Below are 12,655 nucleotides of genomic sequence, written 5' to 3'. Positions count from 1 at the left end.
CCATGCACAAATTAAATGTTGGAATCCGCTGTATTCGGTTTTCGAATGTGGGCGGGTCTCTGTCAGCCTTTCGTATCCTGCGCCAGCACCCGTGACAGCACACGCGCCAGCTCCTTCACCATCGGGTCCGCCGCCGGGCGGTGTAGCAGCGCCACCTCGAAGGCATCCACCGAGGGTAGCCCAGCTTTCCTGGCCAGCACGGCGTGGTCCGCCGTCACCGCCCGTTGCGGCAGCAGGCCGATGCCCATGCCGTCGGCGATGGCCGACTGGATGCCCGACAGGCTCGAACTGGTGAAGCTGATGTGCCAGCGCCGGCCCACCGCCTCCAGCGCCGCGATCATCTCGTCGCGGTACACCCCGCGCGGCGGGAAGGTGACGATGGGCAGCGGGTCGAGGTCGATGCAGGGGTTCTTCGCGCTGTCCACCCAGCGCGTCTTCTCCGGCCAGCAGGCCACCGCCTCGCGGGCGTTCTGCCGCTGCTTGAGCAGCACCAGGTCCAGCTCGCCACGGTCGTAGCTGGCGGAGAGGTCGCGGCTCAGCCCGCTGGTCACCTCCAGCTTCACCTGGGGGTAATGGCGGTTGAACGCCGCCAGCTGCTCGGTGGTGCGCCCGGTGGCGAAGTCGTCCGGCACGCCGATGCGCACCGTCAGCGCCACCGTGGCCCCGGACAGCGCCTCCTGCAGCTCGTCGTTCAGCGCCAGCATGCGCCGCGCGTAGCCGAGCAGCGTCTCGCCGGCGTCGGTGGGCAGCACGTCGCGGTTGCCGCGTTCCAGCAGGCGGTGCCCGGCCATCTCTTCCAGCCGGCGGATCTTCTGGCTGACGGTTGACTGGGTGGAGTTCAGCCGGCTGGCCGCCGTGGTGAAGCTGCCGCAATCGGCCACCGCGACCAGGGCGCGGAGCAGGTCGAGCTCGAACACGCGACTATTCGAACGGTCACTGTGGTCCATGGCGGTATTCATCTTTCGAATGGGGATGAGGGCTTTTAGCAGCTTGGAGAAAGGGGGGCAACGATGAGGGAGGGGGGTTAGCAAGCAGGCTGTGGATGGAGTCGATTGCCGACCCCATCCACGGGGTTTTCAGCGGGCCAGCTTGGTGTCGGCCACGGCCTTCTTGCCTTCGGACTCGGAGACTTCGCTCAGAGTGGCGCCGCCGGCGAACACACCGATCCGGATGGACTGGCGTACGTAGTGGTTCTTGCCGGGCTGGGCACTGAGGTTGAGGGTGTTGTCACCGAACTCGGACTCGGTCGACAACACATGCGCGCCCGGGGTGATCAGGCGGTAGAAATAGGTGTTGGGTGCGGTTTCCCCGATCACCTTGTCATCGATCTTCACGGTCTTCTTCAGCGCAGCGCCCAGGGACGTGTCGCGGAAGATGTAGACCGCAGACTGGTCCTGCGGCGGGTTCGGGAAGGCCTTGAGGGCTGCGTCTTTTTCGGGGGATTCCATCGGTACCGAAGCGCATCCGGAGAGCAGCGCAACTGCCAGCGCCGCCGTGCACATCATGATCTTGGTCATGGATTACTCGTTCCTGAGTGAAGGTTCTTGCGGTGATGTCATTTCGCCGCTGCGCTACTTTATCGAGACCGATGGAGAGTGCAAGGGTGAGTGGTAATGGGGCGTGTTTGGCAAGGTCGTTTGCAGCGATATCCGGTCTTTTTGCGGCGATTGACGACTGAAGTGGCGGCGACACAGAATCCACCACCCTGTCGATCACAAGGAAGTCTGAAATGGATGCAACCGAAGCGCGCTTGCGAGAAACCTACAGCGGAAGACGCACGGAGGTCCTGGTCGATCTGCTTGAGCAGGGTGGGTTGACCGAGGTGGCCGAGCGGGTCATCCGCGGTGTGCTCATCGAGCGCGAGGCGAGCCCGGGCGAGCGCGTGGCGCCGCAACCGCCCCGTGTTCCCGCAGCGGCTCGGCGCGAGCAGCTCGACCAGCAACTTGCCCCGCTCTGGGCACGGTTCGTGGCCTCGCAGATCGACTTCTGGGGCGCGCTCCTGGTGCTGGGCCTGATCAGCTTCATCATCGATTTCGTGTTCTTCCGGCCGGCCACCAGCCCGGACATTTTCGGCAAGGTCTGCATGCTGCTGCTGTTCGCCTACCTGCTGTTCAAGGACGGGTTCAACGGGCAGGGAATCGGCAAGCGCCTGCTGAAGATCCGCGTCGTCGACAGCGAGACCGGTGCCCCCTGCGAACTGCACAAATCCTGCCTGCGGGGGCTGGTGAGCCTGCTCGGCATCCTCGATGTGATCTTCATCTTCGGGCAGCGCCGCCAGCGCCTTGGCGACCATGCGGCGAGGACCCTTGTGGTCAGGGCCTGATCCGATCATTCAGCGTCATGAAAAAGGAGTCGTGATGAACCCGCAGTCGCCATACTCGCCGCCCCAGTCATCCCTCGCTCAGCAGAACAGGGGCATGTGGGTTGGAAAACTCCTGAAAGTGAACAACAACGCCGCACTGCCCTGCGTGTGCATCAGCTGTGCGGCGGACACGGGACTCGAAGCGGTTTCGACCCGGATCAACTACGTGAGCCCTTTGACGTTCCTGTGGCTGCTGCTCAGCCCCCTGGCGCTGATTGCGGCCTATTTCATATCCCGGAAGCGGCTGGATATTTCGTACAGCCAGTGCACGAGCTGCTTGAAGAAGAAAACGTTCTGGACCTGGGTGTTGAGAGCGACCCTGATGGTCTTCGTGCTGGCACTTGTCCTGCGAATAAGCGCGACTACAGGGCAATTCAATTTGCCGCTCTCGGGTCTGATATTCGGCTCGCTCCTATTCGCGTTGTTCGCGGTAACGATGAAGGACATGCGGAAGATTTCCGTGGAGCGAGTGGAGGGCGATGCCTTCTACCTGAAAGGCTTCAAGGACGTGGTCAGGGCAAAGCTCGCCTCTGCCTGACTTGAATCCTCTCGCATCTCTTATCTGTCTGGTCAGGCGCCATGCCCGAGCCCCGCATCCTGTCCATCCTCCTGCATACGGGCGACTGGCGCGCCGCTACCGACTGGTACCAGCGCGCCTTTCCCGAGGCGAAGCGTGTGCTGTCACCGACGGATGACTACGGGCACCTGGAGATGGGCGGCGTGGTGCTGGAGATCGTCAACGCCGACGACAAGGTCGCCAGCGGCGCGGCGGGCACCGTCGTCTATTGGGCGGTGGAGGATCTGGATGCGGAAGTGCTGCGCTTGGGCCAACTGGGCGCGTCGTTGTACCGAGGGCCATTGGCACTGGAGGAGGGCGACCGCATCTGCCAGGTGCGTGACCCTTGGGGTAATTGCATCGGGTTGCGGCAGCGGGGCTGTATTCGCGGCTCTCACTAAGCCGCGCCGTTACGTCACGTGCGGGGGCCTAGGTCGGTAATCGGCCTGAGGCCGGGAATGTCCCTATCGTCATCCTCCACCCCCATCGCGAAGCCCCATTGGCCGGCTTGCCGCAACGTCAGCCCGTATGGGGTCGTCTGGTTTGCCGAGAAGGCGCCAGGAGGCGTCAGCAGCCTGCTCGCGGAGCGACCTATCCATTTACCTCGGATTCGTTCATCGGCGAAGCAGATGTCCGGTACGTCCTCACTCTCCTTCAGGTTTCGTTCGAGGTGGCCGTGCGAGCGGTTGATTCTCGGCACAACCCGCAGCATCAGCACGTAGGCGTAACCCAGTTGGCCAGCGAGGTTCCTGCTCAGCGCATGGTCGTAGTCGACCTTCCAGGGGCAGGGGGCGAAAACCAGGCCGGCTGCCCTGCGGTATCCCCTGTAGTCCGGCCTCACGTACAGCAGTGACAGGACCCCTTTCCGCACCACGAAGGCGTTTCGGGTGTGGATACGCCCTATCTGGTAGGCGGTACCGTCCAGTGCCTTCGCGATGCATTCAATGGACTTGCCGGCGATGGGGATGGCCTGGATTTGCAGGCCCTGCACGCGTTGGCCCACGTATCGCCAGGTACCTCTTCCGATGATTTTCTCCAGGTTCAGCATTCGTCTGTCACTTTGAATACAGGGATTGGTTTTGAGAAATTTCGTAGATATGAAAGTTGATAATCCTACGCATTACTTAGACCAATCAATGGAGTTTTCGACGCCATCTTGCGCGATTTATAGATCAGAAGAAAAAAGTAGTCAGTAACCACTCTAAGCGGATGATGAATGGTTTCTTATGGTCTATGAATGGTTCATTTTAAACTGTAGGCTGTTTCCTTTGTTGCGGACTTTACGTTAGGTAAGCTGCATTCCAGACTTGTTCTTGCTTTTTCAAGTGCTATTTAACTGCCTTTCTCCTTGAATCGACATCGGCTCCAGAGATGACAATGATTGTCATTCATTGTTTGTTAGGAGGCTCGATATGGATCAGCCATGGGTTCCGGAAGGCTACTGGGATGTTGTTCCGCATACGCTGACGGTGATAACGACATACAAGTGCAATGCTCAATGTCGGGATTGCTGCTTCGAATGCAGTCCGACCCTATCTGCAAAATTATCTTTCGAAGAAATAGCCAGTTTCATTGATCAAGCGTGGCAGGTGTTTCCGGGGTTGCGTCTCGTTGTGTTCAGTGGCGGGGAGCCACTTTTGCTGGGAGAGGATTTGTTTGCCTCCGTGGATCACGTTCAGCGATTGGGGCTGCTTAGTCGCTGCGTAACAAATGGGTATTGGGGGAAGACTCACTCTTCGGCAACGAGAGTGGCAAGAAGACTGTCTGCCTCGGGGCTGAATGAGATCAACCTGAGTACAGGTGTCGATCATGCCGAGTGGGTCCCCGTAGCCTCGGTTATCAATGCCGCCAAGGCCGTGGCGGAGAACGGGATATTTTGCGTAATTACCATTGAACAAGACTCAGACAGTAGCGAAGTGGTTAGTCAAGTAAAGGCCGACATGGAGCTGAAGCTACTTATAGAGGCGGGACTTGTGAAGTTGCAGGTAAATAGCTGGATGCCATTTCACGCTGATAGCGCTACGAGAAAAATATTCTCAAATCGAGAGGAGATGCTTCTTCAGGGCTGTGATCAGGTATTAGAGAACTGCGTAATAACTCCTAATAAGGAGGTTTCAGGTTGTTGCGGGCTTACGTTTGAGCATATTCCCGAAATGAAACTGGGGAGCTTCAGCAAACACACACTTGAGGTAGGGTACTTTTCTCAAGTACAGGACTTCTTGAAAATATGGATAAAGGTCGATGGCCCTTATCGTATATTAAAAATACTCGGCGCGTCGGCAGGTATTGGTTCTTTGGAACACATCGTTCACCCCTGTCAGGCCTGTGCGCTGCTTCATCAGAATGAGCGTTTACGGGAGGCCATAAAATCTGAGTATAGAAACCACATGGGGCGCGTGCTTCGAGCTTTTTATTCTCAGAGCTTGATTCATTGCGACAGCCACAGGGAGGTGACAGCTAATGCGTCGTAGAGATTTCATGAAAGGTGCAGCATTGGGAAGTGTTGCACTCACACTTCCAGAAGTTAAAGCCAGTAATCGTTTGTATGGTACTCCAGGTTCGATCATCGCTAGAGATTCGGGCGGCGACAATAGATTGCGATTGCTTATGTCCAGAGCGGAAGTGCCTCTCGGTGTCTGGGAGGATGTAGTGGATTTCACCCGTCTCTGGTCCGCAGTGAGCAAGGATGCTGAGCTGGCCAGCGAATTCTATTCGAACCGAAGTGCGCTCCTTGAACGAATGGGCATATCGGAGCATCTGATTGCCCCTCGCTCGGTTGAGGAGCAGTTGCTGCTGGCCAGCCAGGATCCAATTATTCGTGCAGCCAGTAAGGAAGGGGACTATCCCCGCTACCTCGGCAGGCTCAATGACATGGGGATTTTTGCGGCGTCCTCCAAGATTCGTCAGCGAGTGAACGACCTGCTGAAGTCTGACCCTGAAGACTTCAGACGGCTCCTGACCCGATCGGTGCCAGAGCAGGGAATGGAGAGCGAATATGCCAACGATCTTCACAAATTGAAGGCGATCCTTACCCCTGATAGTGGGAGTAGCTCCTTGCAGCAGCGATCCTCTAACGCCCCTGTGGCTCTTGCTGCTGTGGGAGCTGTTGCCATTGCTGTGGTCGCAGTTGGTGTCGCGACATATGTAGTAGCGGCAGTCAACGTCGCGGTCGGGGTGAACCTTGCTGTTCAACTCAGTGTTGTTGTGAATGTCGCTGTCCGTACTGGCGGAGGCAGTGGTAGCAACTGCGGAGGCTGCCATGGGACCCAGCCGGGCCAGATGCTTGATGCGGAAACAGCTGCCGTGCGGCTTGCACAGGCAAGTGGCAATAGCCGGTTGTTATCTCAAGGGCTGCGCAGGCAGGTCAGGAAAGAGGTGATCGCCTGCGCCTATGCAGCACATGAACTTGGAGTAATCAGTTTGCCGAGAGCCGGGAGAAAACAAGCTCTAGATCTTTTATGCGGCATTACCTATCTAATGGCAGGTATTTGAATGGACATGGTGACTGTTTCTCTCGGTTTCAAATCAATGCTGTTGAACAGCCTCCTGATCGCAGTATTGCCAGTCGCGGTGATGCTCGGCGCAGACCTGTTGATAAGCAAGAGCCTCAGCTTGAAAAGTGTGTTGGTTGGGGGCGTTCTCTACGCGTTGCTGCAGGGCTATCTGGTCTTCCAGGCTGGGGGCAAGGTGTATGTGAATAAGGGGGTACTTCATGTGCGGTCAGGGTTCTACAGCGCTTCGTGGCCAATTGAGGGACTCAAGGTTCAGACAATAGACAGGGAGGCAATGGATCGCAGCGTCCGATTGAATGGCATCGCGACTTATGGCTTTCGCGCGGGTTGGTTCAGGCTTGAAGGACGCAAGGTTTTCTTCCTGACCACGGGCGAGCGGAAGGCCTGCATACAGGAGAAGGGAACGACGGTCCTCTGTGTGGACAGCGATGTCGCTGCCTCTTTGAAAGCACTTGCTTCCTGACTGCCCACGGAAGCGACGCCTATCAGTCCTGAACTGAGGGCGTCGCTTCGTTTGGCAGATGCAGTTCATTGTGAAGGTCCCTTGAACTACTCTTCGCCGCTAGATTTCTCCTGGCGCAAGTTTCATGAGCACCCACCGTTTCACCCTGGTCATGCCGGCCTCCGCCGACGCCACCTTCGAAGCTTTCCATAACCATCGCGTGCGGTTGCAGTGGGACACGTTGCTGGCCGTCGCGCATATGGAAACGGGCGATAGTCATCCTTCCATCGGCGCGGTTTCCTTCAACCGGGGCAAGGGCTGGAAGCGCCTGCTAGCGATGCGTACCCGCTTCGTGAACTATCAGCCGGGCAAGGTGGCGGCGGCCATGCTGGTGGAGCCGACGGGGCTGTTCGAGTCGTGGGCGGCGTCGATGCGCCACCGCGATATCGAAGCGGGGCGCTCCGAGCTCATCTACAGCTTCAGCCTGACGCTGCGGCCGCGTTGGCTGGGCGTGCTGCTCGACCCATTGGCCAACCGCCTGTTTGCCTGGGAGGCACGCAGGCGTTTTGCGGCGCTGGCGGTGTTCCTGGCGAGAAAGTAGGGGCGATTCACGCGGCTAGGGCGCGTCGGAGCAGCTGGAAGACAACGCATCTCTCGCTGTCGGCATCGGTGGCGAAGGAGTTCACGAGTGCCGCCCGGGTCGTGAGCTGCTCATTTTACAGAGGGTTGAATCTGCTAGATGACCTTCACCGCCCGACCAATGAACTGAACGGGCCCCATTGGCCGGCCCGTGGTGGAGCCCCCCGGGTTTTCCAGGGTCAGCTCGAACAACTGGCTCGGCTCCAGCGGCGGCAGCTGATCGAGGGGGACGCTGAGTTGCGCGCCAGGCTTGACCAAGCCAAGGGATACCGGCGCTTGCCAGCCCTCCGCCTTGGTCCAGAACTGCAGCACTTTGTCGCCCGGAACCTCGCCATGCCCGAGGGGGATCAGCTGGACCCTGCGGCTGTCGCTGGCCTGCACCACCCAGCCGGGGGTCTGGTCGGTGGGGGCCACCAGCACCACCATGTAGGTGATGCGCGGTGCGCTGGTGGTCAGCAGCATCGTCGCCAGCACCAGGCTTGCGGCCAGCCCGGCGCCCGCCAGGCCCCGCCATACGCCCAAGCGCCGGAGCCAGGGTACGGCCACCTGCCGCGGTGCCGTTGCGTCGCCATCGAGCTGCGCGTCCAGGGTGCGGGATACCCGGCTCCACAGGCGTGGGCTGGGGGTTTTCGGCTCGACGATCGCGGTCAGCTCCAGCAGACGGTTTTCCCAGTCAGCCACGGCTGAACGCAGGTCGGCGTCGTGCTTGAGGCGCTCGTGCACGGCATGCCACTGGCTGGCCGGCAGGCTGCCCAGTACATATTCGCCGGCGAGGGTGTCCAGGTCTTCGGGGCCGGTGCCGTTGTGCTCGGTGTTCATCCCATGCACTCCCGCAGTGACGCCAGGCTGCGCTTGATCCACGCCTTGACCGTGCCCAAGGGCGCGCCGAGCAGGGCGGCGATTTCGGCATGCGTGCAGCCGTCGACGTAGGCATGCAGGATGCAGCGCCGCCGCGCCGGCTCCAGCTGCTCCAGGCATTGATGAATTCTGGCTGAACCGTGCGCCGCCAGGCTGTCGTCCACCTCCGCCACCTGCGCGTGCAGCACCGCCGCACCTGCATCATCCAGGGGCGCCTCCCGGGCACCATCGCGGATATGGTTCAGCGCCAGGTTCCGCGTGATGCTGTAGATCCAGCCGCGCGCGGAGCCACGCGCCGGGTCGAAGCTGGCAGCGCGCGTCCAGATACGGATGAAGGCATCGTGCACGATGTCTTCGGCCAGGGCGTCGTCCCGCACGATGCGGCGAGCCACGCCGAGCAGCCGCGCACCTTCCTGATCGTAGAGCGCCCGCAAGGCCGGCCGCTCACCTCGGGCGCAGGCGTCGAGGTGGCTCTGGTAATCGAAGGTGCTGGCAGGTTGATCCACTTTCTGCGCTCGAGGGTGCCCCGGCCCGTCTGGCCGGGGTGTGTCGTTGAGCGTAGCCGACGGCTCGCCTCGCGCCTGCCCGGGCGAGCTCAGTTGGCCCCCCAGAATAGGTAGTCGGCCTGGTACTTGACGACCTGCCGCTGCCCCTTGTTCTCGGCGGCGCAGGTATCGCTGGGCGCGACGCCACCCCGGGTCGCCAGGCGCTGCACGAAGCTGACGCCGCTCATGGCGCCCTTGCCCTCGGCGGGGTTGGCCTTGACCAACTGGTACGGGATATCGCCCGTGCCGGCCGGCGCGACGGCCACCTGCGTGCCGGTGATCTTCGACCCGTCACGGGCCTGCCAGGTGGCCGGCGGCCCGAAGTAGTCCCCTACCGGCTTTCCGGCACGGTCATTGAGCACGGCCTTGGGGCCGACGAAAAACCACTCGGTTTGGCCTGGCGCACCCGCCTTGTCGCGGCATTCGTAGGTGATTTCGCCCACGCCGACGGTTTCGAGCACGACCTTGTGGCCATCGGGCACCTTCACGGCGTCGGGCACGGCCGCCTGGGCATTGAGGCTTTGCAGGGCGAGGCACAGGACGAGGCCGCTGAGCAGGCCACTGGCAGGTTTTACGTTCATGGGGCGATCTCCTGATAGGTAATCGAAGAGGCAGATTCGGGCTGCCCATCTGTACTACCCGCCAGGAATCGTTATGGATGCAGGGCTCGACTTTTTTTTTCGAACGGAGGGGGCGTTGGCCCAAGTCCCCCACGGCAGCCATGGGCAGCGCTGCCGTGGGGTGTGGGTTCAGGCGTCGTCGGCGCCGCGATAGCGGGGGTAGGGCAGGCTGTTCCAGGTGCGGTTGGCCAGGCGATTGGCATCCATGGCCGCCGGGATATCGTCGAGCAGCGCACGGGCGGCGCTCAGTTCCTGCTGCACTTCCGCCTGGCCCTGGTACATGAACTCATCGGACGCGAGCTCCGGCGCCTGGCTGAATTTCTCGTCCAGGTCATCGAGCAGGCGCCGCTGCTGCCGGTGCAGGGCGTCGCGCGCGTCCTCCACCCAGGCCGGCTGCAGGCTGCGGTTGTGGTCCAGCAGGGCGGTGTATTCGCGGTAGACGCCGTCGTAGACATCGCCTGTGTGGGCGCGCGCCTCGTGGCAAGCCAGTTCCAGGTCGCGCACCGTGAGGGCGTCCGCTTCCAGGGGCTGCTGGCGCGGTGCGCCGCCCAGACGGGTGAAGCGGGTGTAGAAGGGGAACAGGCTCTGGATCACCTTGGCCACCGGCAGGGTGCCTTCGCCGTCGTCCCCCAGGCCCTTGGGCTGGATGCCCTGCATGGCCGCCAGGGCCGACTCCGGGCGCACCACCTCCTTGGGTGGAACCAGGCCGTGGCGCAGCATCTCGCGGATGCCGGTGCCGGAAATGTTCAGCCGGTAGCGCTCGTCGTGGGGGCAGGTTTCGGTCGTGGCGTGGCTGGCGCAGCGCACGCAGTAGAACACCTCGTGGAACAGGCGCACCTCGATGCCCAGCTCGTCCGGGGTGAACTGGTCGAAGATGCTGTGGCTGGCGTACTTGTCGTAGAAGCTGCCGATCCCCGCGTGGTCGCGGCCGATCAGCGCGTGGGTGCAGCCGTAGTTCTTCATGATCAGGGCGTGCAGCACCGTCTCCCGGGGGCCGGCGAAGATGTAGGTGACCCGCAGCGGCGAGAGCATGGCGCGGTCCTTCGGGTAGTAGGTTTCCAGCACGTTGCGGTAGGCCTGCATGCGGTACTCGTGGCGCACGTATTCACGCTTGGCCATCTCCACCAGCGGTTGCAGCAGCAGGCCGTCGATGCCTTCCAGGGCGTTGCGGTGGATGTATTCGTGGCCGCGGTGCAGCGGGTTGGCGCCGGTGATGAAGCCGGCCACGGAGCGGAAGCCGCGTTCTTCGTAGAAGCGCTTCCAGGTGTCCCGGGGCTCCAGGCGCAATGATTCGAAGGGGCCCCAGTCGACCCGTTGCAGCAACTGCAGCGGGCCGCCCAGGGCCACGTCGCCCATGCGCCGGTGGATGGCGTCCACGCCGGGGTGGTTGCGGTCGGTGGTGCCGAACAGCTGCCGGGCGCGCTCCTCCTTGTCGTAATCGAAGATGTCGTCGATGGCGAGGATGGCCACCGGCTCGTTGCGCTCGTCGATCAGGGCCACTTCATCGCCCACCGCCAGGGCGGCGATCACCTCGCGGTTGCGCTCGCCCACCGGCGCGAAGCTCAGCGGCACCGGCCACACCACACCGTTGGCCAGCCGGCCACTGCCCAGCACCGACAGGTAGTCGGCCTGGTTCATGAAGCCCTTGTTGGGCGAGAGCACGCCGGTGGTGATCATCTCGATGGTGATCACCGCCTCCAGGTCGATGCGGATCGACGGCAAGGCGCGTGCCCGCGCTATTTCTGCCCGTACCCGGTCGGCGGGCACCACCTGGTTGACCAGGGTTCCACCGTGGGGTTGCTGGGGGTAGCGATCGAAGGCGAGTTCCATGTTTCCTCCTGCTCGGCACTGGCCTCGCTCGCAGGTCGCGGGACCTTCGAGCGAGTCGCACTGTGCCGTCTTGTTGGGGGTAGGACATGGCCGGTCACGGCGGCCGTCCGCACAGCCCGTGGGCGCACCGGGCTGGCTGAACGGTATTGGCGGGGGGCTGCGGCGGACAAGGTCGTTGCCCTGTGGGGAAATTCCGTAAGTTTCGAGCGGGGCGTCTGCCGGCCAGGCGGTGTGCCTGGCCTGCAGCCGGTAGAGGGCGGTGAGCCCGGTCGATTACGGCGATGCCCCTTCGCAGTTGTCGAGCTCGTCCTGCGTCTTCAATTCCGTGGCGATCCCCAGGCGATACCGGCAGTAGTCGATCACCTCCTGCCGCTCCTGCGCGCTCAACCGGCTGAGGGGCTTGCTGTCGGCATCGGTGGCGAAGGGGTACACGAATGCCACCCGGAAGGAGGGCTGCTGCTTGATGAAGAAGACCAGGCGGTTGTCCTCGGCGAAGCGCGTCTGGTAGACGCCGGTGGTGAGCCAGGCAGCCAGAAGCGTGGCGGTCACCAGGCTGAGCGCGAGTGTCTTCGGCCAACGCCGGGTCCTGTTTTCCACATGCATTCCTTGGCGATGAATCGGGGAGCGGGATAGTACGAAGCGGCGATGGGCACTTCATCAGCCGGGGCGCTGGGCAGGGGCGAAGGTGCCTTGGGCACGTTGCGACTTAGGTCGTCATCCCTCTTGCCCGTGCCACCTTCCTTGGTACTGCCATCCCGCGAACTCCTTGACCCGCCGCTCCCCGCATCCCGATTCTTCCGCCGGCAAGACGCGCCTTAAAACAATAACGATGCCCACTGCGGCAACGGAACAAGGAGTTCTGTGATGCTTGGTTACTACGCGCCATACAGCCGGGAATACCTCGCCACGCTGATGACCGTGACGACGCTGTTCTTTGCACTGCCCATATTCGTGGCCCCCATCGCCTGGGCCCGGCTGATGCGCTGGAGAATTCCGGAGCACCAGCACCTGGCGATCTACTTCGGCCGATGCCTGGGGGCGTTCATCCTGATCATCGAGCTGGCCATGCTGCGTGCCGTCACCACGGGCACCGGCTACAGCTATGCCTTCGACCTGCTGTTCCTGGTGTTCACGCTGATGTTCGGGGTGCATGTGTATGGCGCGATCCGGCGCATCCAGCCGATCACCGAGACGCTGGAGATCGGCTTCTGGATGATCCTCTTCGGGCTCAACGTGCTGTTCTATCCGGCCACCGCTATCACGCTCTGAGGGGCGGTGGATGAGGGCTGGA

16 protein-coding genes are annotated in these 12,655 nt (G+C 61.9%); 8 read left to right on the top strand and 8 right to left on the bottom strand.

Features of this window, described 5'->3' with window-relative positions:
- Positions 1-62: 62 nt before the first annotated feature.
- Together RTW82_RS17230 and RTW82_RS17225 are read right to left on the bottom strand one after the other, a co-directional pair.
- A complete protein-coding gene (locus tag RTW82_RS17230; RefSeq protein ID WP_111264051.1) occupies positions 63-947 on the bottom strand; it encodes a LysR family transcriptional regulator in 885 nt (294 codons plus the stop codon).
- A gap of 129 nt (positions 948-1,076) precedes the next feature.
- The gene (locus RTW82_RS17225; protein ID WP_111264052.1) at positions 1,077-1,517 is read right to left on the bottom strand and encodes a DUF2846 domain-containing protein; all 441 of its coding nucleotides are present in this window, start codon (positions 1,515-1,517) and stop codon (positions 1,077-1,079) included.
- Between the two features lie 212 nt (positions 1,518-1,729).
- Between RTW82_RS17225 and RTW82_RS17220 the strand changes: the two genes are divergently transcribed.
- From RTW82_RS17220 to RTW82_RS17210, 3 genes are read left to right on the top strand one after another with little or no spacing between them, the layout of a single operon-like run.
- A complete protein-coding gene (locus RTW82_RS17220; RefSeq protein WP_236204448.1) occupies positions 1,730-2,323 on the top strand; it encodes an RDD family protein in 594 nt (197 codons plus the stop codon).
- A 34-nt stretch (positions 2,324-2,357) separates the two neighbouring features.
- Positions 2,358-2,900: a hypothetical protein gene (locus RTW82_RS17215; RefSeq protein WP_316925810.1), complete on the top strand. Its 543-nt coding sequence runs from the start codon at positions 2,358-2,360 to the stop codon at positions 2,898-2,900.
- A 41-nt stretch (positions 2,901-2,941) separates the two neighbouring features.
- Positions 2,942-3,319, top strand: coding sequence for a glyoxalase/bleomycin resistance/dioxygenase family protein (locus RTW82_RS17210; protein ID WP_316925809.1), 378 nt, complete (start codon positions 2,942-2,944; stop codon positions 3,317-3,319).
- 14 nt (positions 3,320-3,333) lie between these two features.
- On the opposite strand, the gene RTW82_RS17205 is transcribed toward RTW82_RS17210, so the two are convergent.
- Complete coding sequence (locus RTW82_RS17205; RefSeq protein WP_316925808.1) at positions 3,334-3,966, bottom strand: hypothetical protein; 633 nt, start codon at positions 3,964-3,966, stop codon at positions 3,334-3,336.
- A 364-nt stretch (positions 3,967-4,330) separates the two neighbouring features.
- Between RTW82_RS17205 and RTW82_RS17200 the strand changes: the two genes are divergently transcribed.
- The 4 genes from RTW82_RS17200 to RTW82_RS17185 all read left to right on the top strand — a co-directional run bounded on the left by RTW82_RS17200 (position 4,331) and on the right by RTW82_RS17185 (position 7,473).
- The gene (locus tag RTW82_RS17200; protein ID WP_316925807.1) at positions 4,331-5,389 is read left to right on the top strand and encodes a radical SAM protein; all 1,059 of its coding nucleotides are present in this window, start codon (positions 4,331-4,333) and stop codon (positions 5,387-5,389) included.
- Positions 5,379-6,410 carry a hypothetical protein gene (locus tag RTW82_RS17195; protein ID WP_316925806.1) on the top strand — a complete coding sequence of 344 codons (1,032 nt, stop codon included), beginning with the start codon at positions 5,379-5,381 and terminating at the stop codon, positions 6,408-6,410. The genes RTW82_RS17200 and RTW82_RS17195 overlap by 11 nt, the downstream gene beginning before the upstream one ends.
- Positions 6,411-6,893 (top strand): hypothetical protein, encoded by a 483-nt coding sequence (locus tag RTW82_RS17190; protein ID WP_316925805.1) that lies wholly within the window; start codon positions 6,411-6,413, stop codon positions 6,891-6,893.
- A 124-nt stretch (positions 6,894-7,017) separates the two neighbouring features.
- Complete coding sequence (locus RTW82_RS17185) at positions 7,018-7,473, top strand: hypothetical protein (RefSeq protein WP_316925804.1); 456 nt, start codon at positions 7,018-7,020, stop codon at positions 7,471-7,473.
- Positions 7,474-7,607: 134 nt separating this feature from the next.
- On the opposite strand, the gene RTW82_RS17180 is transcribed toward RTW82_RS17185, so the two are convergent.
- From RTW82_RS17180 to RTW82_RS17160, 5 genes are all read right to left on the bottom strand, one after another.
- Positions 7,608-8,330: an anti-sigma factor domain-containing protein gene (locus tag RTW82_RS17180; protein WP_316925803.1), complete on the bottom strand. Its 723-nt coding sequence runs from the start codon at positions 8,328-8,330 to the stop codon at positions 7,608-7,610.
- A complete protein-coding gene (locus RTW82_RS17175) occupies positions 8,327-8,875 on the bottom strand; it encodes a sigma-70 family RNA polymerase sigma factor (protein ID WP_316925802.1) in 549 nt (182 codons plus the stop codon). The genes RTW82_RS17180 and RTW82_RS17175 overlap by 4 nt, the downstream gene beginning before the upstream one ends.
- Before the next feature lie 89 nt (positions 8,876-8,964).
- Positions 8,965-9,495, bottom strand: coding sequence for a DUF3455 domain-containing protein (locus RTW82_RS17170; RefSeq protein WP_236233053.1), 531 nt, complete (start codon positions 9,493-9,495; stop codon positions 8,965-8,967).
- 168 nt (positions 9,496-9,663) lie between these two features.
- Complete coding sequence (locus tag RTW82_RS17165; protein ID WP_316925801.1) at positions 9,664-11,364, bottom strand: sulfate adenylyltransferase; 1,701 nt, start codon at positions 11,362-11,364, stop codon at positions 9,664-9,666.
- Positions 11,365-11,637: 273 nt separating this feature from the next.
- The gene (locus RTW82_RS17160; RefSeq protein WP_316925800.1) at positions 11,638-11,961 is read right to left on the bottom strand and encodes a hypothetical protein; all 324 of its coding nucleotides are present in this window, start codon (positions 11,959-11,961) and stop codon (positions 11,638-11,640) included.
- 267 nt (positions 11,962-12,228) lie between these two features.
- Here RTW82_RS17160 and RTW82_RS17155 point away from each other — a divergent pair, with 267 nt between their 5' ends.
- Complete coding sequence (locus tag RTW82_RS17155; RefSeq protein WP_021222052.1) at positions 12,229-12,633, top strand: hypothetical protein; 405 nt, start codon at positions 12,229-12,231, stop codon at positions 12,631-12,633.
- Positions 12,634-12,655: the final 22 nt, after the last annotated feature.

The sequence above is a fragment of the Pseudomonas sp. zfem005 genome, from assembly GCF_032621735.1.
Classification (GTDB): Bacteria; Pseudomonadota; Gammaproteobacteria; order Pseudomonadales; family Pseudomonadaceae; genus Metapseudomonas; species Metapseudomonas solani.
Note: the sequence above shows the minus strand (reverse complement) of the source record. Positions and strands in the feature narration are given on the sequence as shown.

Coding starts and splice junctions, on each gene's coding strand:
- RTW82_RS17205 (WP_316925808.1), bottom strand. CDS start 3,966: ATGCTGAACCTGGAGAAAATCATCGGAAGAGGTACCTGGCGATACGTG.
- RTW82_RS17190 (WP_316925805.1), top strand. CDS start 6,411: ATGGACATGGTGACTGTTTCTCTCGGTTTCAAATCAATGCTGTTGAAC.
- RTW82_RS17200 (WP_316925807.1), top strand. CDS start 4,331: ATGGATCAGCCATGGGTTCCGGAAGGCTACTGGGATGTTGTTCCGCAT.
- RTW82_RS17170 (WP_236233053.1), bottom strand. CDS start 9,495: ATGAACGTAAAACCTGCCAGTGGCCTGCTCAGCGGCCTCGTCCTGTGC.
- RTW82_RS17225 (WP_111264052.1), bottom strand. CDS start 1,517: ATGACCAAGATCATGATGTGCACGGCGGCGCTGGCAGTTGCGCTGCTC.
- RTW82_RS17165 (WP_316925801.1), bottom strand. CDS start 11,364: ATGGAACTCGCCTTCGATCGCTACCCCCAGCAACCCCACGGTGGAACC.
- RTW82_RS17195 (WP_316925806.1), top strand. CDS start 5,379: ATGCGTCGTAGAGATTTCATGAAAGGTGCAGCATTGGGAAGTGTTGCA.
- RTW82_RS17230 (WP_111264051.1), bottom strand. CDS start 947: ATGGACCACAGTGACCGTTCGAATAGTCGCGTGTTCGAGCTCGACCTG.
- RTW82_RS17220 (WP_236204448.1), top strand. CDS start 1,730: ATGGATGCAACCGAAGCGCGCTTGCGAGAAACCTACAGCGGAAGACGC.
- RTW82_RS17180 (WP_316925803.1), bottom strand. CDS start 8,330: ATGAACACCGAGCACAACGGCACCGGCCCCGAAGACCTGGACACCCTC.
- RTW82_RS17155 (WP_021222052.1), top strand. CDS start 12,229: ATGCTTGGTTACTACGCGCCATACAGCCGGGAATACCTCGCCACGCTG.
- RTW82_RS17185 (WP_316925804.1), top strand. CDS start 7,018: ATGAGCACCCACCGTTTCACCCTGGTCATGCCGGCCTCCGCCGACGCC.
- RTW82_RS17215 (WP_316925810.1), top strand. CDS start 2,358: ATGAACCCGCAGTCGCCATACTCGCCGCCCCAGTCATCCCTCGCTCAG.
- RTW82_RS17210 (WP_316925809.1), top strand. CDS start 2,942: ATGCCCGAGCCCCGCATCCTGTCCATCCTCCTGCATACGGGCGACTGG.